This window comes from Kitasatospora sp. NPDC091276 (assembly GCF_040684355.1).
Classification (GTDB): Bacteria; Actinomycetota; Actinomycetes; order Streptomycetales; family Streptomycetaceae; genus Kitasatospora.
The window spans coordinates 163,699-187,569 of record NZ_JBFBFU010000005.1 but is presented as its reverse complement, the minus strand read 5'-3'; the positions used below and the strand labels follow the sequence as shown (position 1 = coordinate 187,569).

Annotated in this window: 20 protein-coding genes; 13 read left to right on the top strand and 7 right to left on the bottom strand. The window is 71.2% G+C overall.

The annotated features are described in order from the left end of the window. Window positions 1-236 precede the first annotated feature (236 nt). Window positions 237-815: a TerD family protein gene (locus AB0O19_RS08495; RefSeq protein ID WP_363580422.1), complete on the top strand. Its 579-nt coding sequence runs from the start codon at window positions 237-239 to the stop codon at window positions 813-815. 217 nt (window positions 816-1,032) lie between these two features. Next, complete coding sequence (locus AB0O19_RS08490) at window positions 1,033-2,013, top strand: TerC family protein (protein ID WP_363580424.1); 981 nt, start codon at window positions 1,033-1,035, stop codon at window positions 2,011-2,013. Between the two features lie 94 nt (window positions 2,014-2,107). Here the strand turns inward: AB0O19_RS08490 and AB0O19_RS08485 are convergent, their stop codons facing one another. Both AB0O19_RS08485 and AB0O19_RS08480 read right to left on the bottom strand, forming a co-directional pair. Beyond that, window positions 2,108-2,761 (bottom strand): MBL fold metallo-hydrolase, encoded by a 654-nt coding sequence (locus AB0O19_RS08485; RefSeq protein ID WP_363618722.1) that lies wholly within the window; start codon window positions 2,759-2,761, stop codon window positions 2,108-2,110. 48 nt (window positions 2,762-2,809) lie between these two features. Continuing rightward, on the bottom strand, window positions 2,810-3,544 hold the full coding sequence (locus tag AB0O19_RS08480) for a maleylpyruvate isomerase family mycothiol-dependent enzyme (RefSeq protein ID WP_363618720.1): 735 nt from the start codon (window positions 3,542-3,544) through the stop codon (window positions 2,810-2,812). A 268-nt stretch (window positions 3,545-3,812) separates the two neighbouring features. Between AB0O19_RS08480 and uvrA the strand changes: the two genes are divergently transcribed. From uvrA to AB0O19_RS08425, 11 genes are all read left to right on the top strand, one after another. Continuing rightward, window positions 3,813-6,722: an excinuclease ABC subunit UvrA gene (uvrA, locus tag AB0O19_RS08475; protein ID WP_363618718.1), complete on the top strand. Its 2,910-nt coding sequence runs from the start codon at window positions 3,813-3,815 to the stop codon at window positions 6,720-6,722. Between the two features lie 110 nt (window positions 6,723-6,832). Continuing rightward, complete coding sequence (locus AB0O19_RS08470) at window positions 6,833-7,276, top strand: Rieske (2Fe-2S) protein (protein ID WP_363580430.1); 444 nt, start codon at window positions 6,833-6,835, stop codon at window positions 7,274-7,276. A gap of 96 nt (window positions 7,277-7,372) precedes the next feature. After that, window positions 7,373-9,454 (top strand): excinuclease ABC subunit UvrC, encoded by a 2,082-nt coding sequence (gene uvrC / locus AB0O19_RS08465; protein WP_363618716.1) that lies wholly within the window; start codon window positions 7,373-7,375, stop codon window positions 9,452-9,454. A 118-nt stretch (window positions 9,455-9,572) separates the two neighbouring features. After that, on the top strand, window positions 9,573-10,457 hold the full coding sequence (rapZ, locus tag AB0O19_RS08460; RefSeq protein ID WP_350885802.1) for an RNase adapter RapZ: 885 nt from the start codon (window positions 9,573-9,575) through the stop codon (window positions 10,455-10,457). Window positions 10,458-10,520: 63 nt separating this feature from the next. After that, the gene (gene yvcK / locus AB0O19_RS08455; RefSeq protein WP_363618842.1) at window positions 10,521-11,618 is read left to right on the top strand and encodes a uridine diphosphate-N-acetylglucosamine-binding protein YvcK; all 1,098 of its coding nucleotides are present in this window, start codon (window positions 10,521-10,523) and stop codon (window positions 11,616-11,618) included. After that, window positions 11,609-12,589 (top strand): DNA-binding protein WhiA, encoded by a 981-nt coding sequence (gene whiA, locus AB0O19_RS08450; RefSeq protein WP_063349505.1) that lies wholly within the window; start codon window positions 11,609-11,611, stop codon window positions 12,587-12,589. The genes yvcK and whiA overlap by 10 nt, the downstream gene beginning before the upstream one ends. 300 nt (window positions 12,590-12,889) lie before the next feature. Beyond that, window positions 12,890-13,897 (top strand): type I glyceraldehyde-3-phosphate dehydrogenase, encoded by a 1,008-nt coding sequence (gene gap / locus AB0O19_RS08445; RefSeq protein ID WP_363580434.1) that lies wholly within the window; start codon window positions 12,890-12,892, stop codon window positions 13,895-13,897. A gap of 150 nt (window positions 13,898-14,047) precedes the next feature. Continuing rightward, entirely contained in the window at window positions 14,048-15,250 is a 1,203-nt protein-coding gene (locus AB0O19_RS08440) for a phosphoglycerate kinase (RefSeq protein WP_363618714.1), read from the top strand. A gap of 5 nt (window positions 15,251-15,255) precedes the next feature. After that, a complete protein-coding gene (gene tpiA / locus AB0O19_RS08435; RefSeq protein WP_350885798.1) occupies window positions 15,256-16,041 on the top strand; it encodes a triose-phosphate isomerase in 786 nt (261 codons plus the stop codon). Between the two features lie 87 nt (window positions 16,042-16,128). Then, window positions 16,129-16,365 carry a preprotein translocase subunit SecG gene (gene secG / locus AB0O19_RS08430; protein WP_063349509.1) on the top strand — a complete coding sequence of 79 codons (237 nt, stop codon included), beginning with the start codon at window positions 16,129-16,131 and terminating at the stop codon, window positions 16,363-16,365. Window positions 16,366-16,522: 157 nt separating this feature from the next. Continuing rightward, entirely contained in the window at window positions 16,523-16,858 is a 336-nt protein-coding gene (locus AB0O19_RS08425; protein ID WP_079135914.1) for an RNA polymerase-binding protein RbpA, read from the top strand. Between the two features lie 68 nt (window positions 16,859-16,926). On the opposite strand, the gene pgl is transcribed toward AB0O19_RS08425, so the two are convergent. From pgl to tkt, 5 genes are all read right to left on the bottom strand, one after another. After that, a complete protein-coding gene (pgl, locus tag AB0O19_RS08420; protein ID WP_363580439.1) occupies window positions 16,927-17,715 on the bottom strand; it encodes a 6-phosphogluconolactonase in 789 nt (262 codons plus the stop codon). Continuing rightward, complete coding sequence (opcA, locus tag AB0O19_RS08415) at window positions 17,712-18,830, bottom strand: glucose-6-phosphate dehydrogenase assembly protein OpcA (protein WP_363618712.1); 1,119 nt, start codon at window positions 18,828-18,830, stop codon at window positions 17,712-17,714. The genes pgl and opcA overlap by 4 nt, the downstream gene beginning before the upstream one ends. Beyond that, entirely contained in the window at window positions 18,827-20,383 is a 1,557-nt protein-coding gene (gene zwf, locus AB0O19_RS08410; protein ID WP_363618841.1) for a glucose-6-phosphate dehydrogenase, read from the bottom strand. The genes opcA and zwf overlap by 4 nt, the downstream gene beginning before the upstream one ends. Window positions 20,384-20,447: 64 nt before the next feature. Beyond that, window positions 20,448-21,587 carry a transaldolase gene (tal, locus tag AB0O19_RS08405; protein WP_063349514.1) on the bottom strand — a complete coding sequence of 380 codons (1,140 nt, stop codon included), beginning with the start codon at window positions 21,585-21,587 and terminating at the stop codon, window positions 20,448-20,450. Window positions 21,588-21,676: 89 nt separating this feature from the next. Continuing rightward, complete coding sequence (gene tkt / locus AB0O19_RS08400; protein ID WP_363618710.1) at window positions 21,677-23,776, bottom strand: transketolase; 2,100 nt, start codon at window positions 23,774-23,776, stop codon at window positions 21,677-21,679. Window positions 23,777-23,871 lie beyond the last annotated feature (95 nt).

Here is a 23,871-nt window from a genome sequence, read left to right as displayed (position 1 = left end):
CCGCCGGGCCGGGCCGGTGTGACACCGGTCAAGCCCGGCGGTGTCTCAGCCTTGCCACAATGCGGCGACCGCCGGGAGGTGCGGGGTGCCGCAGGCCCTAGGCTGGCCTGCGGCATCGACCTCGGGACGGGGTGGTGCGACAGCAACAGGGGGCCTCAGCCGGGGGACGGCACGGGGTGTTCCACCGTGGCGCCGCGCGGGGAGCGACCGCGTGGCCGGGTAGAGAGGACAACGCCGTGTCGGTGAACCTTGCCAAGGGACAGCGGGTCAGTCTCCAGAAGGGGCCGGGCGGCGCGTTGACCGTGGTCCGGATGGGGCTCGGCTGGCAGGCCGCGCCGAAGCGGGGCCTGTTCGGTAGCCGCACCAGGACGATCGACCTGGACGCGTCGGCGCTCCTGTACGCCGAGAAGACCCCGTCCGACGTGGTGTTCTTCCAGCACCTGGAGAGTACGGACGGTTCGGTCCGGCACACCGGGGACAACCTGGAGGGCGGCTCGGGCACGGAGGACGACGAGGCGATCCTGGTGGACCTGCTGCACGTGCCGGCGCACATCACCCAGGTGGTGTTCACGGTGAGCTCGTACACCGGGCAGACCTTCGCGGAGGTGCGGGGCGCCCACTGCCGGCTGGTGGACGAGACCACGGGCGAGGAACTGGCCCGGTACGAGCTGGCCGGGGGAGGGTCGCACACCGGGCAGATCATGGCGAAGGTGTTCCGTGACGGGGCCGGCGGCTGGGAGATGCAGGCGATCGGCGCGCCGGCCAAGGGGCGGACCTTCCAGGACCTGCTGCCGGCGATCGAGCCGTACCTCTGACGGTTCTTTACCTTCTTTACCTTTCTTTGGGCTTCCTGTTACTCTCGATGGCAGCGGAGGGGAGTATTCCCCCGCAGTTGTCCCCGTCATCACGGGCGCCCACGAGCGGCGCCCCGGGGCGCTGGTCCGTGCGGACGCCCCGAGAGCGGGCCCGACGGGCGGAAGAGACCTCCGGCAGTGACGATGACTGTCTCGCCTACCTGCCGGAGGAGCAGTAGTGGACGTTTCCATAGCCATGTGGGTCACCACGATCGGTGTGCTGATCGCACTGATCGTGGCGGACTTCTTCATCGGAGGGCGCAAGCCGCACGAGGTCTCGGTCAAGGAGGCCGGGATCTGGACCGCGGTCTGGATCGTGCTGGCGCTGATCTTCGGCGGGTTCCTCTGGTGGCACTCCGGTGCGCAGCCGGCCGGTGAGTTCTTCGCCGGTTACATCACCGAGAAGTCGCTCAGTGTCGACAACCTGTTCGTCTTCATCCTGATCATGGGCAAGTTCGCGGTGCCGAGGATCTACCAGCAGCGCGTGCTGATGTTCGGTGTGATCATCGCGCTGGTGCTGCGGGCGGTCTTCATCGCCGGCGGCGCGGCGCTGGTCACCCAGTTCTCCTGGGTGTTCTTCATCTTCGGCGCCTTCCTGATCTGGACCGCCTGGAAGCTGATCAAGGAGGCCCGGGCGGGCGAGGAGGAGGACGAGTTCGAGGAGAACCGCCTGCTCAAGTCGATCGAGCGGCGCTTCCCGTCCACCGACACGTACCACGGCACCAAGCTCTTCATCCGGGAGAACGGCCGCCGGCTGATGACCCCGATGCTGATCGTGATGCTGGCGATCGGCACCACGGACGTGCTGTTCGCGCTGGACTCCATCCCGGCGATCTTCGGCCTCACCCAGGACCCGTACATCGTCTTCACCGCCAACGCCTTCGCCCTGATGGGCCTGCGCCAGCTGTACTTCCTGATCGGCGGCCTGCTGAAGAAGCTGGTCCACCTGTCGTACGGCCTGTCGGTGATCCTCGGCTTCATCGGCGTGAAGCTGGTGCTGCACGCGGCGCACGAGGCGGGCGCGAACGTGCCGGAGATCGGCATCCCGCTCTCGCTGGGCGTCATCGTGGTCGTGCTGGCCGTCACCACGGTGACCAGCCTGATCGCCTCGAAGAAGCAGGAGCGGGCCGAGCGCGAGGCCCAGAAGCTGGACGCCTGACCCCCGCGAGACGGCCGAGGCCCCCGCGACCCGAAAGGGGTCGCGGGGGCCTCGTCGTGCCCGGTGCCCGGTGCCCGGTGCCCGGAGGGCGAGGTCACCAGCCGCGCTCGCGCCACTCCGTGAGGTGCGGGCGCTCGGCGCCGAGGGTGGTGTCGTTGCCGTGGCCGGGGTAGACCCAGGCCTCGTCCGGGAGGACGTCGAAGATCTTCTCGTTGACGTCCCGGAAGAGGCTCGTGAAGGCCTCCGGGTCGCCCCAGGTGTTGCCGACGCCACCGGGGAAGAGGCAGTCGCCGGTGAAGACGTGCGGGTGGCCCTGCGGGTCGTCGTAGACCAGCACGATCGCGCCCGGGGTGTGTCCGACCAGGTGCCGGACGGTGAGTTCCACGTCGCCGACCCGCAGCTTGTCGCCGTCCGCGAGCAGCAGTTCGGTGGGCACGTCGACGCCCTCGGCGTCGTGCGCGCCGGCGGCGGTGCGAGCCCCCGTCACCGCGACGACCTCGGCGAGCGCGGCCCAGTGGTCGTGGTGCCGGTGGGTGGTGACCACGGTGGCCAGCTCGTCGCCGATGGTCTCCAGCAGCACCGGGGCGTCGGCGGCCGCGTCGATCAGCAGCTGCTCGTCGGTGGCCCGGCAGCGCAGCAGGTAGGCGTTGTTGTCGTACGGGCCGACGGCCACCTTGGTGATGATCAGGTGCGCCAGCTCCCGCACGTCCGGCGGCCCGCCGACCTTGACCGCTCCGTGGTACGTCATCCGTCCGCTCCTCGTCCGGTGAAGGGGTTCAGGATCATCTTCGCGCCGTCAGCCCAGCGGGGGAAGCTGGGGGAGGGCGGTGTCGGGGGTGGCCCGGAGGCCGGCGCCGTCGGAGCGGCCGGAGAGCCAGGCGAGCAGGGAGCGGAGGGGGCCCCGGACGGTGAGGACGGGCTCGCCGGTGCCGATCAGGCCGATGTCCCCGGTGTCCTCGGCGACGAGCTCGACGCCGGGCAGGGCGGCGCCGTGCAGCTTGTTGGCGATCTTGTGGAACTCGGTGACGGCGAAGACCTCCGGCCAGTGCGCGGGGGTGTGGCCGGCGTCCAGGTCGACGTGGTGGTACTCGACCTCGGCGAGGCGCTTCCACGGGAGGTCGTGGGCGGGGAAGACGTAGCCGGTGCGGTGGCGGACCTCGACCGTCCAGGCTTCGGCGGGCAGCAGCGCGGCGGCCGCGGCGAAGCGCTTGCGGGAGTCGCGCAGGTCGGCGAGCTGGACGTCCACCGGGCGGGGCGCGCCCTCCTCGATCTGCCGGTCGCGGGCCTCGGTGCTGGCGTACTGCGGGATGTCGGTGCCGGTGCGGGCGCCGTCCAGCAGGTTGACCAGGGAGTCGGCGTTGCGGGCGAGGTGGGCCAGCACGTGACCGCGAGTCCAGCCGGGCAGGGCGGAGGGCTCGGCGACGGCCTCGGGCTTCAGCTCGGCGACGGTGTGCAGCAGGTGCCGGGTGCTCTCCTCGACCAGGGCCAGGTACTGCGCGGCGGCCTCGGCGGCGGTCTGCGGGTCGGTCATCGGATCGGCCTTCTGTGGGAGACGGCGCGTTGCCCGCGGGGGGCTCCGCTCGTTGACCAGCTGACGCTATCGCCGAATCCGACCGCTGAGCAGGGCCTTTTTCGGTCCGGGTACGGAGGGTCCGAGGGGCGCTCTCACTCGTTCGGGTGGACTCCACTGGACACGGTCGATATTCGAACGTCTGAGCTAGTAGGCTGGCTGCCGCATCCTGGAAGAAGCACACATCTCCCCGCAAGTCCTCTCGCCCCGGAGAAAGGCGCCAGAAGCAGTGGCCGACCGCCTCATCGTCCGCGGTGCTCGCGAGCACAACCTCAAGAACGTCTCGCTCGACCTGCCCCGCGACTCCCTCATCGTCTTCACGGGCCTCTCCGGCTCCGGCAAGTCCTCGCTCGCCTTCGACACGATCTTCGCCGAGGGCCAGCGCCGCTACGTCGAGTCGCTGTCCTCCTACGCCCGCCAGTTCCTCGGGCAGATGGACAAGCCCGATGTGGACTTCATCGAAGGCCTCTCCCCGGCCGTCTCGATCGATCAGAAGTCCACCAACCGCAACCCCCGTTCGACCGTCGGCACGATCACCGAGGTCTACGACTACCTGCGCCTGCTGTTCGCCCGGATCGGCAAGCCGCACTGCCCGCACTGCGGCCGCCCGATCGCCAAGCAGTCGCCGCAGGCGATCGTCGACAAGGTGCTGGAGCTCGCCGAGGGCACCCGGTTCCAGGTGCTCAGCCCGGTGGTGCGCGAGCGCAAGGGCGAGTTCGTCGACCTCTTCGCCGACCTCCAGTCCAAGGGCTACTCGCGCGCCCGGGTGGACGGCGAGACGATCCAGCTCGCCGAGCCGCCGAAGCTCAAGAAGCAGGAGAAGCACACCGTCGAGGTGGTCATCGACCGCCTGACCGTCAAGGAGAGCGCCAAGCGGCGGCTCACCGACTCGGTGGAGACGGCCCTGCGGCTGTCCGGCGGCATGGTCGTGCTCGACTTCGTCGACCTCGCGGAGGACGACCCGGAGCGCGAGCGGATGTACTCCGAGCACCTCTACTGCCCGTACGACGACGTGTCGTTCGAGGAGCTGGAGCCGCGCTCGTTCTCCTTCAACTCGCCGTTCGGCGCCTGCCCGGACTGCTCGGGACTGGGCAACCGGATGGAGGTCGACCCGGAGCTGGTCGTCCCGGACCCCGAGCGCTCGCTGGAGGAGGGCGCGATCCACCCGTGGTCGGCGGGCCACGCCAAGGAGTACTTCCAGCGGCTGATCGACGCGCTCGCCGGGGAGCTCGGCTTCCGCACCGACATCCCGTGGGCCGGGCTGCCGGCCCGCGCCAAGAAGGCGCTGCTGTACGGGCACAAGCACCAGGTGCAGGTCAGCTACCGCAACCGCTTCGGGCGCGAGCGCTCGTACAGCACCGGCTTCGAGGGCGCCGTCCCGTTCATCCAGCGCCGGCACACCGAGGCGGAGAGCGACAGCAGCCGCGAGCGCTTCGAGGGCTACATGCGCGAGGTGCCCTGCCCGACGTGCGAGGGCACCCGGCTCAAGCCGGTGGTGCTCGCGGTCACCGTCGAGGAGAAGTCGATCGCCGACGTCTCGGCGATGTCGATCAGCGACTGCGCCGAGTTCCTGGGCGCGATGAAGCTGAACGACCGGGACAAGCAGATCGCCGAGCGCGTCCTGAAGGAGGTCAACGAGCGGCTGCGCTTCCTGGTCGACGTCGGCCTGGACTACCTCTCGCTGAACCGCGCGGCCGGCACCCTGTCCGGCGGCGAGGCCCAGCGCATCCGGCTGGCCACCCAGATCGGCTCCGGCCTGGTCGGCGTGCTGTACGTGCTGGACGAGCCGTCCATCGGCCTGCACCAGCGGGACAACCACCGGCTGATCGAGACGCTGGTGCGGCTGCGCGACATCGGCAACACGCTGATCGTGGTCGAGCACGACGAGGACACCATCAAGACGGCGGACTGGGTGGTCGACATCGGCCCGGGCGCCGGCGAGCACGGCGGCAAGGTGGTGCACTCCGGCTCGCTGAAGGGGCTGCTGTCCAACAAGGATTCGCTGACCGGCCAGTACCTCTCCGGCAAGCGGTCCATCCCGATCCCGGCGGACCGCCGCGACCGGGACAAGAAGCGCCAGCTGACCGTTCACGGCGCCCGCGAGCACAACCTCAAGGACGTCACGGTCGGTTTCCCGCTCGGCACCTTCACCGCGATCACCGGTGTCTCCGGATCCGGCAAGTCGACGCTGGTCAACGACATCCTCTACACCCACCTCGCCCGGGAGCTGAACGGCGCCCGCAGCGTGCCCGGCCGGCACACCCGGATCACCGGCACCGACCTGGTGGACAAGGTGGTGCACGTCGACCAGTCGCCGATCGGGCGCACCCCGCGCTCCAACCCGGCCACCTACACCGGGGTGTTCGACCACGTGCGCCGGCTCTTCGCGGAGACGCAGGAGGCGAAGGTCCGCGGCTACCTGCCCGGCCGGTTCTCCTTCAACGTCAAGGGCGGCCGCTGCGAGAACTGCTCGGGCGACGGCACCATCAAGATCGAGATGAACTTCCTGCCGGACGTCTACGTGCCGTGCGAGGTCTGCCACGGCGCCCGGTACAACCGGGAGACGCTGGAGGTCCACTACAAGGGCAAGTCCATCTCCGAGGTGCTGGACATGCCGATCGAGGAGGCGCTGGCCTTCTTCGAAGCCGTCCCGGCGATCGCCCGGCACCTCAGGACGCTCAACGACGTCGGCCTCGGCTACGTCCGGCTCGGCCAGTCCGCGCCGACGCTCTCCGGCGGCGAGGCGCAGCGCGTCAAGCTCGCCTCCGAGCTGCAGAAGCGCTCCACCGGGCGGACGGTCTACGTGCTGGACGAGCCCACCACCGGCCTGCACTTCGAGGACATCAGCAAGCTGATCAAGGTGCTCAGCGGGCTGGTGGAGAAGGGCAACACGGTGATCGTCATCGAGCACAACCTCGATGTGATCAAGACCGCCGACTGGGTCGTCGACATGGGCCCCGAGGGCGGTTCCGGCGGCGGCATGGTGGTCGCCGAGGGCACCCCGGAGCAGATCGCCGCCGTCCCGGAGAGCCACACCGGAAAGTTCCTCCGGGACATCCTTCCGGGCGAGTTCGCGGACGCCCCGGTCGCCCCGGTGAAGAAGGCGCCGCGCAAGCGCGCCGCCGCGGCGAAGAAGTAGCGAAGAGGGAGAAGCGACCCGCTCCGCCGCCCCGCCCCCGGGGCGGCGGAGCGGGTGCCGCATAGACTTCCGTGGTCCCTCGTAGGAAGCCGAACCGCAGGAGCGCACCGATGTCAGAGGCCCCCGAGACCAGCCCCGCCACCTCCCGCCGCACCGTGCTCTGCGGCGCCGCCGCCGTACTGGCGGCCGGCGGCACCGTGGCGGTCGCCGGCTGCGGTTCCTCCTCGGGCTCCTCCGGCGCCGGCAGCGCGGCCAAGAGCCCGGTGGACCTCGGCCCGGCCTCGGCGGTGCCGGAGGGCGGCGGCAAGGTCTTCCGCAACCAGAAGATCGTCGTGACCCAGCCGACCGCGGGGGAGTACAAGGCCTTCAGCGCCGTCTGCACCCACGCCGGCTGCGTCGTCGACCAGGTGAAGAGCCAGCAGATCCAGTGCCCCTGCCACGGCAGCCGGTTCGCCATCACCGACGGCGCCGTCCAGGACGGCCCGGCCCCCAGGCCGCTGCCCGCCTACGCCGTCACGGTCGACGGCGGGAACCTCAAGGTGACCCCGAGCTGAAGCAGTTGATCTCCACCCAGTCGATCCCCGCCCCGTTGATCTCCGCCCCGTTGATCTCCCCTTCGCGGCCCCGGCCCCACTCGGTACGGTGGACCCATGGCTGACCCGAGCACCTACCGCCCGGCGCCGGGCGCGATCCCGACCTCACCGGGCGTCTACAAGTTCCGTGACGCCCACGGACGGGTCATCTACGTCGGCAAGGCCAAGAGCCTGCGGCCGCGGCTGTCGTCCTACTTCCAGGACCTGGCCGGCCTGCACCCGCGCACCGCGACCATGGTCACCACCGCCGCCTCGGTGGAGTGGACGGTGGTGGCCACCGAGGTCGAGGCGCTCCAGCTGGAGTACTCCTGGATCAAGGAGTTCGACCCGCGGTTCAACGTCAAGTACCGCGACGACAAGAGCTATCCGGAACTCGCCGTCACCCTCGACGAGGAGTACCCGCGGGTCCAGGTGATGCGCGGGGCGCACAAGAAGGGCGTGCGCTACTTCGGCCCGTACGGGCACGCCTGGGCGATCCGCGAGACGGTCGACCTGCTGCTGCGCGTCTTCCCCGTCCGCACCTGCTCCAACGGCGTGTTCAAGCGCGCCCGGCAGGTCGGCCGGCCCTGCCTGCTCGGCTACATCGGCAAGTGCGCCGCGCCCTGCGTCGGCAAGGTCTCGCCGGACGAACACCGGGCGCTGGCGGAGGACTTCTGCGACTTCATGGCCGGGCGCACCGGCAACTACCTGCGCCGGCTGGAAGAGCAGATGCGGGAGGCCGCCGAGGAGATGGAGTACGAGAAGGCGGCCCGGCTGCGGGACGACATCGGCGCCCTCAAGCGCGCGATGGAGAAGAACGCCATCGTGCTCGCCGACGCCACCGACGCCGACCTGCTGGCCGTCGCCGAGGACGAACTGGAGGCCGCCGTCCAGATCTTCCACGTCCGCGGCGGCCGGGTGCGCGGCCAGCGCGGCTGGGTCACCGACAAGGTCGAGGACGTCGACACCGCCGGCCTGGTCGAGCACGCCCTCCAGCAGCTCTACGGCGCCGCCGGCGGCCCGGACGAGCGCAACGAGTCCGTCCCGCGCGAGGTGCTCGTCCCCGCGCTGCCCGAGCCGGCCGGCCCGGTCCGGGACTGGCTGAGCGGCCTGCGCGGCAGCCAGGTCGACCTGCGGGTCCCGCAACGCGGCGACAAGAAGGACCTGATGGCCACCGTGCAGCGCAACGCCCAGCAGGCGCTGGCACTGCACAAGACCAAGCGCGCCTCCGACCTCACCACCCGCAGCCGCGCCCTGCAGGAGATCGCCGACGCGCTGGAGCTGGACTCGGTGCCGCTGCGCATCGAGTGCTTCGACATCTCCCACCTCCAGGGCGAGGACGTGGTCGCCTCGATGGTCGTCTTCGAGGACGGCCTGGCCCGCAAGAGCGAGTACCGGCGCTTCCAGATCAAGGGCTTCGAGGGCCAGGACGACGTCCGCTCGATGCACGAGGTGATCGGCCGGCGCTTCCGCCGCTACCTCCAGGAGCGCGAGCAGACCGGCGAGTGGGTCGTCCCCGAGGCCGACGACCCGGGCGCCGCCGCCGACGGCACCGGGGCCCCGGCCGGCCCGATCGACCCGGAGACGGGCCGTCCGCGCCGCTTCGCCTACCCGCCCCAACTGCTGGTCGTCGACGGCGGCCAGCCGCAGGTCGCCGCCGCCAAGCGCGCCCTGGACGAACTCGGCATCGACGACGTCGCGCTGTGCGGCCTGGCCAAGCGGCTGGAGGAGGTCTGGCTGCCCGGTGAGGACGACCCGGTCGTGCTGCCGCGCTCCAGCGAGGGCCTCTACCTGCTCCAGCGGGTCCGCGACGAGGCCCACCGCTTCGCGATCACCTACCAGCGCAGCAAGCGTTCCAAGCGACTCACCGCCGGGGAACTGGACTCCGTCCCGGGCCTCGGCGAGACTCGCCGCCAGGCGCTGCTCAAGCACTTCGGCTCGCTGAAGAGGCTCCGGGCCGCCACCGTCGACGAACTCTGCGCCGTACCCGGCATCGGACGCCGCACGGCGGAGACTGTTGCGGCGGCGTTGTCCTCCCGTACACCCGTCGCACCAGCGGTGAACACCGCTACCGGCGAGATCATCGAGGACGGGGCCGAACCGGCCGCCGAGCCGGTGGCCGCAGCATCCCAGACCGCACCATCCCAGGAGACGCCATGACGGCCGACGCCGACCGTCAGACGGCGCGCCCAGCCCCCGCCCGCCTGTCCGGGCAGGGGAAGGGCGGCCGCGCCGTGCGCGTTCTCCCCAGCAGAAAGACCGAGAGCGGGGAACCGAAGTGACCGTGTCAGACGTGGCCGAGAACGCGCCGGAGCTGGTGATCATCTCCGGCATGTCCGGAGCCGGCCGCTCCACCGCCGCGAAGTGCCTGGAGGACCTGGGCTGGTTCGTGGTGGACAACCTGCCACCGGCCCTGATCCCGACCATGGTCGACCTGGGCGCCCGCTCCCAGGGCAACGTCGCCCGGATCGGCGTGGTCGTGGACGTCCGGGGCCGCCAGTTCTTCGACGACCTGCTCACCTCGCTCGACGAGTTGGAGAAGCGCGGCGTCCGGCTCAGCGTGGTCTTCCTGGACTCCTCCGACGACGCGCTGGTCCGCCGCTTCGAGAGCGTGCGCCGCCCGCACCCGCTGCAGGCCGACGGCCGGATCGTCGACGGCATCGCCCAGGAGCGCGACCTGCTGCGCGACCTGCGCGGCGAGGCCGACCTGGTGATCGACACCTCCAACCTCAACGTGCACCAGCTGCGCGCCAAGCTGGACGCCCAGTTCGCCGACCACGACGAGCCCGAGCTGCGCGCCACCGTGATGTCCTTCGGCTTCAAGTACGGCCTGCCGGTCGACGCCGACCTGGTGGTGGACTGCCGCTTCCTGCCCAACCCGCACTGGGTGCCCGAGCTGCGCGCCCGCACCGGCACCGACGCGGACGTCGCCGACTACGTGTTCCAGCAGCCCGGTGCCAACGAGTTCCTGGACGGCTACGCCGAGCTCCTGCGCATCATCACCGAGGGGTACCGCCGCGAGGGGAAGCGCTACATGACGCTTGCCGTAGGCTGCACCGGTGGCAAGCACCGCAGCGTCGCGATGTCCGAACGCCTGACCAAGCGTCTCATCGCCGACGGAGTGGAGACGGTGCTCGTCCACCGTGACATGGGACGGGAGTGACCGCCGCCTCCTAGCCGGGCCGCCGGCGGGGCCGGCGGCCGCGGCGAGGAACGCGAGGTGAGTGTGGCGGGATATGTGCCCGGGCGGCAGTCGCAGAACAGGAGTGCCGACCGGGCGGGTGGCCCGGCCCGGCCGCCGGTCCCGAGCCGGCCGCGCAGCAGCCCCGCCCGGGCCAACCCGGCCCCCCGGATCACCGCGCTCGGCGGCGGCCAGGGCCTGTCCGCCTCGCTCTCCGCGCTGCGCCGGCTCACCAGCGACCTGACCGCCGTGGTCACCGTCGCCGACGACGGCGGCTCCAGCGGCCGGCTCCGCACCGAGCTGGGCGTGCTGCCCCCCGGCGACCTGCGCAAGGCGCTGGCCGCGCTGTGCGGGGACGACGACTGGGGGCGCACCTGGTCCGAGGTGATCCAGCAGCGCTTCACCGGCACCGGCGAGCTGGGCGGCCACGCGGTCGGCAACCTGCTGATCGTCGCGCTCTGGGAGAAGCTCGGTGACCCGGTGGCCGCCCTGGACTGGGTCGGCCGGCTGCTGAACGTCCAGGGCCGGGTGCTGCCGATGTCGGCGGTGCCGCTGGACATCGAGGCGACCGTGCGCGGCCACGACCCGGAGCGCCCCGGCGAGCTGTCGGCCGTCCGCGGCCAGGCCAGCGTCGCGGTCACGCCCGGCACCGTGCAGTCGATCCGGCTGCTGCCGGACGGGCCGCCGGCCGTCCCGGAGGCGGTCACCGCCGTCCGGGAGGCGGACTGGGTGGTGCTCGGTCCCGGCTCCTGGTTCACCAGCGTGCTGCCGCACCTGCTGGTCCCGGAGCTGGCCAAGGCGCTCACCGAGACCCGCGCCCGCCGCCTGCTCACCCTGAACCTGGCCCCCCAGCCCGGCGAGACCGAGGGCTTCACCCCACAGCGCCACCTGGAGGTCATCGCCGACCACGCCCCGGGCCTCGCGGTGGATGCGATCCTGGTGGACGAGCGCGCCGTCACCGGCGGCGCCTTCGGCCAGGCGGATCTGGCCGGTCTGGAGAAGGCCGCCGAGCGGATGGGCGCCGCCCTGGTCCTGGGCCGGGTGGCCCGCACCGACGGCACCCCGCGACACGACCCGGAGCTGTTGGCGGCAGCGTACGACCGGATTTTCCGGACACATGGAAGGATCGGGCCATGGCGATGACTCCAGCGGTGAAGGACGAGATCAGCCGGCTCCCGGTCACCAGGGCCTGCTGCCGCAAGGCGGAGGTGTCGGCGATCCTGCGGTTCGCGGGCGGGCTGCACATCGTGAGCGGCCGGATCGTGATCGAGGCGGAGCTGGACACCGGCGCGGCGGCGCGGCGGCTGCGCAAGGACCTGCTGGAGATCTTCGGACACTCCTCCGACCTCGTGGTGATGGCCCCCGGCGGACTGCGGCGCGGCAGCCGCTTCGTCGTCCGGGTGGTCAAGGACGGCGAACTGCTCGCGCGCCAGACCGGCCTCGTGGACGGCCGGGGCCGGCCGATCCGGGGGCTGCCCCCGGCAGTCGTCTCCGGGGCCACCTGCGATGCCGAGGCGGCCTGGCGCGGGGCCTTCCTGGCGCACGGCTCGCTCACCGAGCCGGGCCGCTCCTCCTCGCTGGAGATCACCTGCCCCGGCTCCGAGGCCGCCCTCGCCCTGGTCGGCGCGGCCCGCCGGCTCGGCATCCCGGCGAAGGCCCGCGAGGTGCGCGGCGTGGACCGGGTGGTGATCCGCGACGGCGACGCGATCGGCGCGCTGCTGACCCGGCTCGGCGCGCACGAGTCGGTGCTCGCCTGGGAGGAGCGCCGGATGCGGCGCGAGGTCCGGGCCACCGCCAACCGCCTGGCCAACTTCGACGACGCCAACCTGCGCCGCTCGGCCCGCGCCGCGGTGGCGGCCGGCGCCCGGGTGGCGCGGGCGCTGGAGATCCTCGGCGAGGAGGTGCCCGAGCACCTGGCCGCGGCCGGCCAGCTGCGGATGCAGCACAAGCAGGCCTCGCTGGAGGAGCTGGGCGCGCTCGCCGATCCGCCGCTGACCAAGGACGCGGTGGCCGGCCGGATCCGCCGCCTGCTGGCGATGGCGGACAAGCGCGCCTCCGAGCTCGGCCTGCCGAGCACCGAGGCCAACCTCACCGACGAGATGGCGATGAACTGACCGCCGCACCGAGCGGCTGTTCCGCGGCCGGTGTCCGGATTCCGGGCACCGGCCGCCGCCGTGTCCGGAGGGGATACCCGGACGCGCCCGGTGTGCGCAAATTGGTAGAGACCACTGGCCGGGACCAACTGCCCTGACGGCCAAGGACGGTCGGCCTGATTTCGCGCCACGCCAGGTCGTCGCACGTGGCGCGATGTGCCCTCCCAGGCCTGGGAGGGGTAGGGTCATAGGCGGTCGGGGACTTCCCAAATCTCACCCCCGTCGGCTTAGCTCCGGCGTACCTAACGAGGAGATCGGTTCGTGACGATCCGGGTAGGCATCAACGGATTCGGCCGCATCGGCCGCAACTTCTTCCGCGCGGTCAAGGCGCAGGGCGCGGACATCGAGATCGTCGGTGTCAACGACCTCACTGACACGAAGACCCTGGCTCACCTGCTCAAGTACGACACCACCCTGGGCACCTTCCCGGGCGAGGTCTCGCACACCGAGGACAGCATCACCGTCGACGGCAAGACCTTCCAGGTCAGCGCCGAGCGTGACCCCGCCAACCTGCCGTGGGCCGCCCTGGGCGCCGACATCGTCGTCGAGTCCACCGGCATCTTCACCAAGGCCGAGGCCGCGAAGAAGCACCTCACCGCCGGCGCCAAGAAGGTCATCATCTCGGCGCCCGCGAGCGACGAGGACGTCACCATCGTCCTGGGCGTCAACGAGGACAAGTACGACGCCGCCAACCACTCGATCATCTCCAACGCCTCGTGCACCACCAACTGCGTGGCGCCGATGGCCAAGGTGCTGCACGAGAACTTCGGCATCGTCAAGGGCCTGATGACGACCGTCCACGCGTTCACCAACGACCAGGTGACCCTGGACTTCCCGCACAAGGACCTGCGCCGCGCCCGTGCCGCGTCGCAGAACATCATCCCGACCTCGACCGGTGCCGCCAAGGCGACCGCCCTGGTCCTGCCGGAGCTGAAGGGCAAGCTGGACGGCACCTCGCTGCGCGTCCCGGTCCCGACCGGCTCCATCACCGACCTGGTCGTCACCCTGGAGCGCGAGGTGACCAAGGACGAGGTCAACGCCGCCTTCCAGAAGGCCTCGCAGGAGGGCCCGCTCAAGGGCATCCTGACCTACACCGAGGACCCGATCGTCTCCTCGGACATCGTCAACGACCCGGCCTCCTGCATCTTCGACTCCCAGCTCACCATGGTCCAGGGCAACCAGGTCAAGGTGCTCGGCTGGTACGACAACGAGTGGGGCTACTCGAACCGCCTCGTCAACCTGACCTCCCTCGTCGGCGGCCAGCTCTGACGCAGCGGGAGCTGACGTGATGTAGGGGCGAGGGCCCGGCTGGCGCACTGTGCCGACCGGGCCCTCGCTCTGCGCACCAGGACTTCCCAGGCGGCCCCTGCGCCGTGCCGCCTCTGCGCATCAACCATCTCCCCAGGAGAGCCAATCCCCGTGAAGACCATCGAAGACCTCGACGTCGCCGGCAAGCGCGTGTTCGTCCGTGCCGACCTGAACGTCCCGCTGGACGGCACCACGATCACCGACGACGGCCGGATCCGCGCCGTCGCCCCGACCATCGCCAAGCTCGTCGAGCGCGGCGCCCGGGTCGTCGTCGCCTCCCACCTCGGCCGCCCCAAGGGCGCGCCGGACCCGCAGTTCTCCCTCGCGCCGGCGGCCGTGCGCCTCGGCGAGATCCTCGGCAAGCCCGTCGCCTTCGCCACCGACACCGTGGGTGAGAGCGCCGAGTCCACCGTGGCCGCGCTGGGCGACGGCGAGGTCGCGCTGCTGGAGAACCTGCGCTTCAACGCCGGCGAGACCAGCAAGGACGACGCCGAGCGCAAGGCCTTCGCCGAGCAGCTGGCCGCCCTCGCGGACCTGTACGTCGGTGACGGCTTCGGCGCCGTGCACCGCAAGCACGCCTCGGTCTACGACCTGCCCGGCCTGCTGCCGCACGCGGCCGGCGACCTGATCGCCACCGAGGTCGGTGTGCTCAAGAAGCTCACCGAGGAGGTCGCGCGCCCGTACGTGGTCGTGCTCGGCGGCGCCAAGGTCTCCGACAAGCTCGGCGTGATCGACAACCTGCTGAAGAAGGCCGACCGGATCCTGATCGGCGGCGGCATGGCGTACACCTTCCTCAAGGCCAAGGGCCACGAGGTCGGCATCTCGCTGCTGCAGGAGGACCAGATCCCGGTCGTCCTGGACTACCTGAAGCGCGCCGAGGAGACGGGCGTCGAGTTCGTCCTGCCGGTGGACGTCCTGGTGTCGGCGGACTTCCCCGACCTCAAGACCAAGGCCCCGGCCAACCCCTCGCTCGTCGCCGCGGACGCGATCCCGGCCGACCAGGAGGGCCTGGACATCGGCCCGAAGACCCGCGAGCTGTACGCGGCGAAGCTGGCCGACGCGGGCACCGTGTTCTGGAACGGCCCGATGGGCGTCTTCGAGCACCCGGACTACGCGAACGGCACCAAGGCCGTGGCCCAGGCGCTGCTGGACAGCGACGCGTTCACCGTGGTCGGTGGCGGCGACTCCGCCGCGGCCGTCCGCATCCTGGGCTTCGACGAGAACGCATTCGGACACATCTCGACCGGCGGTGGCGCCAGCCTCGAGTACCTGGAGGGCAAGACCCTCCCCGGTCTCGCCGCCCTGGAAGGCTGAAAGCAATGACTGAGCGTCTCCCGCTGATGGCGGGCAACTGGAAGATGAACCTCAACCACCTTGAGGCCATCCAGCACACCCAGAAGCTGGCCTTCGCGCTGGCCGACAAGGACTACGAGGCCGTCGAGGTCGCCGTCCTGGTGCCGTTCACCGACCTGCGTTCGGTGCAGACCCTGGTCGACGGCGACAAGCTGAAGATCAAGTACGGCTCGCAGGACATCTCGCAGCACGACTCCGGTGCCTACACCGGCGAGGTCTCCGGCCCGATGCTGGCCAAGCTGAAGTGCACCTTCGCGGTGATCGGCCACTCGGAGCGCCGCCAGTACCACGGTGAGGACGAGGCGATCGTCAACGCCAAGGTCAAGGCCGCCTACCGGGCCGGGATCACCCCGATCCTGTGCATCGGCGAGCCGCTGGACGTCCGCAAGGCCGGCACCCACGTCGAGCACACCCTCGCCCAGCTGGACGGCGCCCTGGCGGACATCCCGGCCCACCAGGCCGAGTCCATCGTGGTCGCCTACGAGCCGGTCTGGGCGATCGGCACCGGCGAGGTGGCCACCCCGGAGGACGCGCAGGAGGTCTGCGCCGCCATCCGCAAGCGGATCGCCGAGCTGTACGACGCCGAGCTGGCCGACAAGGTCCGCGTGCTGTACGGCGGTTCGGTGAAGTCGTCGAGCGCGGCCGGCCTGATGGCCAAGCCCGACATCGACGGCGGCCTGATCGGCGGTGCCTCGCTGGACGCCGACGAGTTCGTCAAGATCGTGCGCTACCGTGAGCAGGCAGTAGGCTAACGCCGCTGCAGCAACGTAGGCTTTGGGGCCGGACCGCCGTCAGCGGTCCGGCCCCGTCGCCGAAGATACGAGAGAGTTGGTCCCGTCGTGGTTCTCGGGTTCTCGATTGCCCTGATCATCTTCAGTCTGCTGATGATCCTGCTGGTGCTGCTGCACAAGGGGAAGGGCGGCGGCCTGTCGGACATGTTCGGTGGCGGCGCGATGTCCACCGGCGGCGGCTCGGCGGTGGCCGAGCGCAACCTGGACCGCATCACGATCGTGGTCGGTCTCGCCTGGTTCGCCTGCATCATCGTGCTGGGCCTGGTGCTGAAGTACAAGAGCTGACGTAACCCTGACGCCCCGTCGCCCGAGCGCCTATCCTGGGACGGTCGGGGGCGGAGGCGATGGCGGTGGACGCTTAACTCCTGCTTACACTAGGACGACTTTCGCCACCGACGCGCACCGCGGAGGGTCGGCGCACCAGCACGCAGGGAGTCAGACCGTGGCAAGTGGCAACGCCATCCGTGGCAGCAGGGTCGGAGCGGGCCCGATGGGCGAGGCGGAGCGCGGCGAGTCCGCCCCGCGCAACCGGATCACCTTCTGGTGTGCCAACAAGCACGAGACCCGGCCGAGCTTCGCCGCCGAGGCCGTCATCCCGGACACCTGGGACTGCCCGCGGTGCGGTTTCCCGGCCGGACAGGACGAGCACAACCCGCCCGCGCCCTCGCGCAACGAGCCGTACAAGACCCACCTCGCCTACGTCCGCGAGCGGCGCACCGACGCCGACGGCGAGGCGATCCTCGCCGAGGCGCTGGCCAAGCTGCGCGGCGAGATCTGACCCGGACGACAGACAGCGAAGGGCGCCACCGTCGAGGACGGTGGCGCCCTTGTGCGTTGCCGGGCCCGTTACGCCGAGGCCGGCGGGTACAGCTGGGGCGGGATCTGCTCCGCCGCGGCCCGGTCCAGCAGCCACAGGGTGCGGCTGCGGCCGTACGCGCCGGAAGCGGGCGCCTGGAGCTCGCCCGGGCCGGACAGGGCCATCGCGACCGCGTCCGCCTTGTCCGCGCCGGCCGCCAGCAGCCAGACCTCGCGGGCCGCCCGGATCGCCGGGAGGGTGAGCGAGATCCGGGTCGGCGGGGGCTTGGGGGCCCCGCGCACGCCGATCACGGTCAGCTCGGTCTCCCGCACGCCCGGGTGCTCGGGGAAGAGCGAGGCGACGTGGGTGTCCGGGCCGACGCCGAGCAGCAGCACGTCGAAGGCCGGGACGCCGAGCCGGTCACCCGGGCCGGAGGCCTTCGCCAGCTCCTCCGCGTAGCGGGCGGCGGCGGCCTCCACGTCCGAGCCGTCCGCACCGTCCGAGGCGGGCATCTCGTGCACCCGCGCAGGGTCGAGCGGGACGGAGTCCAGCAGTTCGGCGCGGGCCTGGACGGCGTTGCGGTCCGGGTCCCCGGCGGGGACGAAGCGCTCGTCGCCCCACCAGAGGTCCAGCCGCGCCCAGTCGACCGCGTCGCGCGCCGGGGAGGCGGCGATCGCGGCCAGCAGGGCGTTGCCGTTGCGCCCGCCGGTGAGCACCACCGAGGCGGTGCCGCGGGCGGCCTGGGCGTCCACGATCCGGGTGATCAGCCGGGCCGCGGCCGCCTGGGCCATCAGCTCCTTGTCCCGGTGGACGACCAGCTGCGGGGTCGCGTTGGTCATGCGCTCCCCTTGGCGGCGCGCTTGGCGGGCTTCTTGGCGGGAGCCTTCTCGGCGGCCTCGGCCTCGGCCATGTCCTCGGACGCGGCCTCGGACGCGACCTTGGCGGTCACCCGGGCGGGGTTGGCCACCGCGGCCTCGGTGACCGCCGCGCGGGCGACCCGCTCGGCCGCCGCCGTCTCGGCGGTGTCCGGCTCGCGCAGCCGGTCGACGGGCGTGCGCACGGCCGTCGCGTAGATGTCGTCCGGGTCGAGCCGGCGCAGTTCCTCGGCGATCAGCTCCGAGGTCTCGCGCCGCTTGAGCGCCACCTGGCGGTCCGGGGAACCGACCATGGAGAGCGTGCCCATCAGGCCGTCCGGGCGGTCCAGGGTGATGTCGCCGTCCTTGGTGCGCAGGTGCACCGCGGTGATGCCGGGGCCGCCGGTGACGATCCGCTCGACCGGCACGTGCAGCCGGTTGTGCAGCCAGAGGCCGAGCAGTTCGACGCTGGGGTTGTAGGACTCGCCCTCGACCACCGCGGAGGTGATCGTGACCGGCCGCTGGTCCAGCGCGGCGGCCAGCATCGAGCGCCAGCCGGTGATCCGGGTCCAGGCCAGGTCGGTGTCGCCCGGGGTGTAGCTCTGGGCCCGCTGGGCGAGCTGGCCGACCGGGGACTCGGCGGTGACGGCGTCGGTGATCCTGCGCTGGGCGAGCGCGCCCAGCGGGTCCTGCGCCGGGTGCAGCGGCGCGTTGTCGGGCCACCAGACGACGACCGGGGCGTCCGGGAGCAGCAGTGGCAGGACCACCGACTGGGCGTGCGCGGCGAGTTCGCCGTGCATGCGCAGGATGACCGTCTCTCCCGAGCCGGCGTCGGTGCCGACCAGGATCTCGGCGTCCAGCCGGGTCTCGGCGCGGGCCCGGGGCGAGCGCCCGGCGCGCTTGATCACCGCGAGGGTGCGCGAGGGGTGCTCGCGGGAGGCGTCGTTGGCGGCCTTGAGGGCGTCGTACGCGCTGCCCTCGTCGGTCACGATCACCAGGGTGAGCACCATGCCGGCGGCGGTGGAGCCACTGGCCCGGCGCGCCTCCATCAGCGCGGCGTTGATCTTGCTGGACGTCGTGTTGGTGAGGTCGATCTTCATGGCCGGCGCCAGCTCCTGCCGTCTCGTGCGAGCATCTCGTCCGCCTCGGCCGGGCCCCAGGTCCCCGCGGAGTACTGGGCGGGCTTGCCGTGGGTGTCCCAGTACTTCTCGATCGGGTCGAGGATCTGCCAGGAGAGCTCGACCTCCTGGTGACGCGGGAACAGGTTGGCGTCGCCGAGCAGCACATCGAGGATGAGCCGCTCGTACGCCTCCGGGCTGGACTCGGTGAAGGACTCGCCGTAGGCGAAGTCCATCGTGACGTCCCGGACCTCGAAGGACGTGCCCGGCACCTTGGAGCCGAACCGCACCGTCACGCCCTCGTCCGGCTGGACCCGGATGACCAGGGCGTTCTGCCCCAGCTCCTCGGTCGCGTAGGAGTCGAACGGCAGGTACGGGGCGCGCTGGAAGACCACCGCGATCTCGGTGACCCGGCGGCCCAGCCGCTTGCCGGTGCGCAGGTAGAACGGGACGCCCGCCCAGCGGCGGTTGTTGATCTCCAGCTTGATCGCCGCGTAGGTGTCGGTCTTGGAGTCCGGGTCGATGCCGTCCTCGTCCAGGTAGCCGACCACCTCCTCGCCGCCCTGCCAGCCGGCCGCGTACTGGCCGCGCACGGTGTGCCGGCCGAGGTCGGCCGGGAGCTTGACGGCGCTGAGCACCTTGAGCTTCTCGGCCACCAGCGCCTTCGGGTGGAAGGACGCCGGCTCCTCGATGGCGGTGAGCGCCATCAGCTGGAGCAGGTGGTTCTGGATGACGTCGCGGGCGGAGCCGATGCCGTCGTAGTAGCCGGCCCGGCCGCCGATGCCGATGTCCTCGGCCATGGTGATCTGCACGTGGTCGACGTACGACCGGTTCCAGATCGGCTCGAACATCTGGTTGGCGAAGCGCAGCGCCAGGATGTTCTGGACCGTCTCCTTGCCCAGGTAGTGGTCGATCCGGAAGACCTCGTCCCGGGGGAAGACCTCGTGGACGATCCGGTTCAGCTCCTGGGCGCTCTCCAGGTCGTGGCCGAAGGGCTTCTCGATGACCGCGCGACGCCACGAGCCCTGCGGGGGGTCGGCCAGGCCGTGCTTCTTGAGCTGCTGGACGACGGTCGGGAAGAACTTCGGCGGGACGGACAGGTAGAAGGCGAAGTTGCCGCCGGTGCCCTGCGCCTTGTCCAGCTCGTCGATGGTCTCGCGGAGCTTGTCGAAGGCGTCGTCGTCGTCGAAGGTGCCGTGGACGAAGCGCATGCCCTTGGCGAGCTGCTGCCAGACCTCCTCCCGGAACGGGGTGCGGGCGTGGTCCTTGACCGCGTCGTGGACCTCCTTGGCGAAGTCCTCGTCGTCCCACTCGCGCCGGGCGAAGCCGACGAGAGAGAAGCCCGGCGGCAGCAGACCGCGGTTGGCCAGGTCGTAGATGGCCGGCATGAGCTTCTTGCGGGACAGGTCGCCGGTGACTCCGAAGATGACCAGACCGGACGGCCCCGCGATGCGCGGGAGCCGTCGGTCGGCCGGGTCACGAAGCGGGTTGACGGGGGCCGGCGGGAGATCGTCCGCGTCCGACTCCGAGGTCAACTCGGGGAAATCAGTGCTCACTTGTTGGGCTCCGCTTTCGTGCGCTGGCTGTGTGAGCGAACGGTCACTTCTCGCCGGCGAAGGAGGCGAGCGAGGCGGTGACGGTGTCGAGCAGCTCGTTCCAGGACTGCTCGAACTTCTCCACGCCCTCGTCCTCCAGCACCTGGACCACGTCGTCGTAGTCCACGCCGGCGGCGGCGATGGCGTCCATCACGGCCTTGGCGTCGGCGTAGTTGGGGACGATGGTGCCGCCGGTGACCACGCCGTGGTCGGCGGTGGCCTCCAGGGTGGCCTCGGGCATGGTGTTGACCGTGCCGGGGGCGACCAGCTCGGTGACGTACAGGGTGTCCGGCAGAGCCGGGTCCTTGACACCGGTGGAGGCCCACAGCGGGCGCTGCGGCTTGGCGCCGGCGGCCTCCAGCGAGCGCCAGCGGGCGCTGCCGGCGGACTTGCCGTCGACCGAGCCGAAGACCTCCTCGTACGCCTGGTAGGCGAGGCGGGCGTTGGCCAGGGCGGCCTTGGAGCGCAGGTCCCGGGCGTCGCCGCCGATCTTCTCCAGGCGCTTGTCGATCTCGGTGTCCACGCGGGAGACGAAGAAGGAGGCGACCGACTCGATCTGGGAGAGGTCCAGGCCCTTGGCCTTGGCGGCCTCCAGGCCGGTCAGGTAGGCGTCGATGACGGCCTTGTAGCGCTCCAGCGAGAAGATCAGCGTGACGTTGACGCTGATGCCCCGGCCGATCACCTCGGCGATCGCGGGCAGGCCGGCCTTGGTGGCGGGGATCTTGATGAAGACGTTCGGGCGGTCGACCAGCCACCACAGCTGCTTGGCCTCGGCCACGGTGGCCGCGGTCTCGTGCGCCAGGCGCGGGTCGACCTCGATGGAGACCCGGCCGTCGCGGCCGTTGGAGGCGTCGTAGACCGGGCGCAGCACGTCGGCCGCGTCGCGCACGTCCGAGGTGGTGATCATGCGGACGGCCTCGTCGGTGGTGACCTTGCGGACGGCGAGGTCGCGCAGCTGGCCGTCGTAGGAGTCGTCGCCGCCGCCGATGGCCTTCTGGAAGATGGTCGGGTTGGTGGTAACGCCCACCACGTGCTTGTTCTGCACCAGCTCGGCGAGGTTGCCGGTGTTCAGCCGCTTGCGGCTGAGGTCGTCCAGCCAGATCGCCACGCCTTCGTCGCTGAGGCGCTTCAGTGCGTCAGTCATGGTGCTTCAGTCCTTTTTTGTTCTGCTTCGTGGGGTAGTCAGAGGGGGCCGTGCGCCCGCGTGCGGGCGGGCGCACGGCCCGGGGGGCGTCAGCGGTTGACGGCCTCAAGGGAACGGAGGGCGTTGTGGGCCTCGGCCACCACGCGCTCGGCGGTCAGGCCGAACTCCTCGAAGAGCACCTTGTAGTCGGCGGAGGCGCCGAAGTGCTCCAGCGAGACGATCCGGCCGTGGTCGCCGACCAGCTCGCGCCAGCCCTGGCCGATGCCGGCCTCGACCGACACCCGGGCCTTGACCGACGGCGGCAGCACGCTGTCACGGTAGGCCTGGTCCTGCTCCTGGAACCACTCGAAGGACGGCACCGAGACCACCCGGGTGGCGATGCCCTCGGCCTCCAGCACCTCGCGGGCCTTGACGGCCAGCTGGACCTCGGAGCCGGTGCCCAGCAGGATCACCTGCGGGTCGCCGCTGGAGGCCTCGGCCAGGATGTAGCCGCCCTTCGCGGTGCCCTCGGCGGAGCCGAAGACCTCGCGGTCGAAGGTCGGGACGTTCTGGCGGGTGAGCGCCAGGCCGACCGGGCCGGGGTGGGTGGTCTGGCGCTCGATGACGGTGCGCCAGGCGACGGCCGTCTCGTTGGCGTCGGCCGGGCGGACCATGGCCAGGCCCGGGATGGCGCGCAGCGAGGCCATGTGCTCGACCGGCTGGTGGGTCGGGCCGTCCTCGCCGAGGCCGATCGAGTCGTGCGTCCAGACGTAGGTGACCGGCAGCTTCATCAGCGCGGCCAGGCGCACGGCCGGGCGCATGTAGTCGGCGAAGACCAGGAAGGTGCCGCCGTACACGCGGGTCTTGCCGTGCAGGGCGATGCCGTTCATGGTCGAGCCCATGGCGTGCTCGCGGATGCCGAAGTGGATCGTCCGGCCGTACGGGCTGGCGCTCTTCAGCGGGTTGCCCTCGGGGAGGAACGAGCTGTCCTCGTCGATGGTGGTGAGGTTGGACTCGGCGAGGTCGGCCGAGCCGCCCCACAGCTCCGGGATGACCGCGCCGATCGCCTTGAGGGTCTCGCCGGAGGCCTTGCGGGTGGCGACGTCCTTGCCGGCCGGGAAGACCGGGACGGTCTTCTTCCAGCCCTCGGGAAGCTCGCCGGCCTGGATGCGGTCGAACTCGGCGGCGCGCTGCGGGTCGGCGGCGCGCCAGGCCTCCAGGGACTGCTCCCACTCGGCGTGGGCGGCCTTGCCGCGCTTGATGACCTCGCGGGCGTGCTCGATCACCCTGTCGGAGACCTCGAAGGTCTTCTCCGGGTCGAAGCCCAGGACCTTCTTGGTGGCGGCGATCTCGGCGGCGCCGAGCGCGGAGCCGTGGGCCTTGGCGGTGTTCTGGGCGTCCGGGGCCGGCCAGGCGATGATCGTGCGCATCGCGATGATCGACGGACGGGTGGTCTCGGCCTTGGCCGCGGCCAGCGCGTCGGCCAGGACGGCCACGTCGATGTCGCCGTTGGCCTTCGGGGCGACCCGCTGGACGTGCCAGCCGTACGCCTCGTAGCGCTTGAGGACGTCCTCGGAGAAGGCGGTCTCGGTGTCGCCCTCGATCGAGATGTGGTTGTCGTCGTACAGGGCGACCAGGTTGCCCAGCTTCTGGTGACCGGCCAGCGAGGAGGCCTCGGCGGAGATGCCCTCCTCCAGGTCGCCGTCGGAGACGATGGCCCAGATGGTGTGGTCGAAGGGGGACTCGCCGGCGGCGGCGTCCGGGTCGAACAGGCCGCGCTCGTAGCGGGCGGCCATCGCCATGCCCACCGCGTTGGCGATGCCCTGGCCGAGCGGGCCGGTGGTGGTCTCCACGCCCGCGGTGTGGCCGTGCTCCGGGTGGCCCGGGGTGCGGCTGCCCGCGACGCGGAAGGCCTTGAGGTCGTCCAGCTCCAGGCCGTAGCCCGACAGGTACAGCTGGGTGTAGAGGGTCAGGCTCGTGTGCCCGGGGGACAGCACGAACCGGTCGCGGCCGACCCACGAGGGGTCGGTCGGGTCGTGGCGCAGGAAACGCTGGAAGATCAGGTACGCCGCGGGGGCCAGCGACATGGCCGTCCCGGGGTGTCCGTTGCCGACCTTCTGGACGGCGTCCATGGCCAGGACCCGCGCTGTGTCAACCGTGCGCTCATCCAGTTCGGACCACTCGAATGCGTTCGTCGGCGTCGTGCTCACCCTGTCTCAGGGCTCCTTCCGTTGTGAAGAGTGACCCCGTGAAAGGGGACCGGGTCGGCCACGGCGCTGTGGTCTCGACGCTGGGTGGTGCCGGT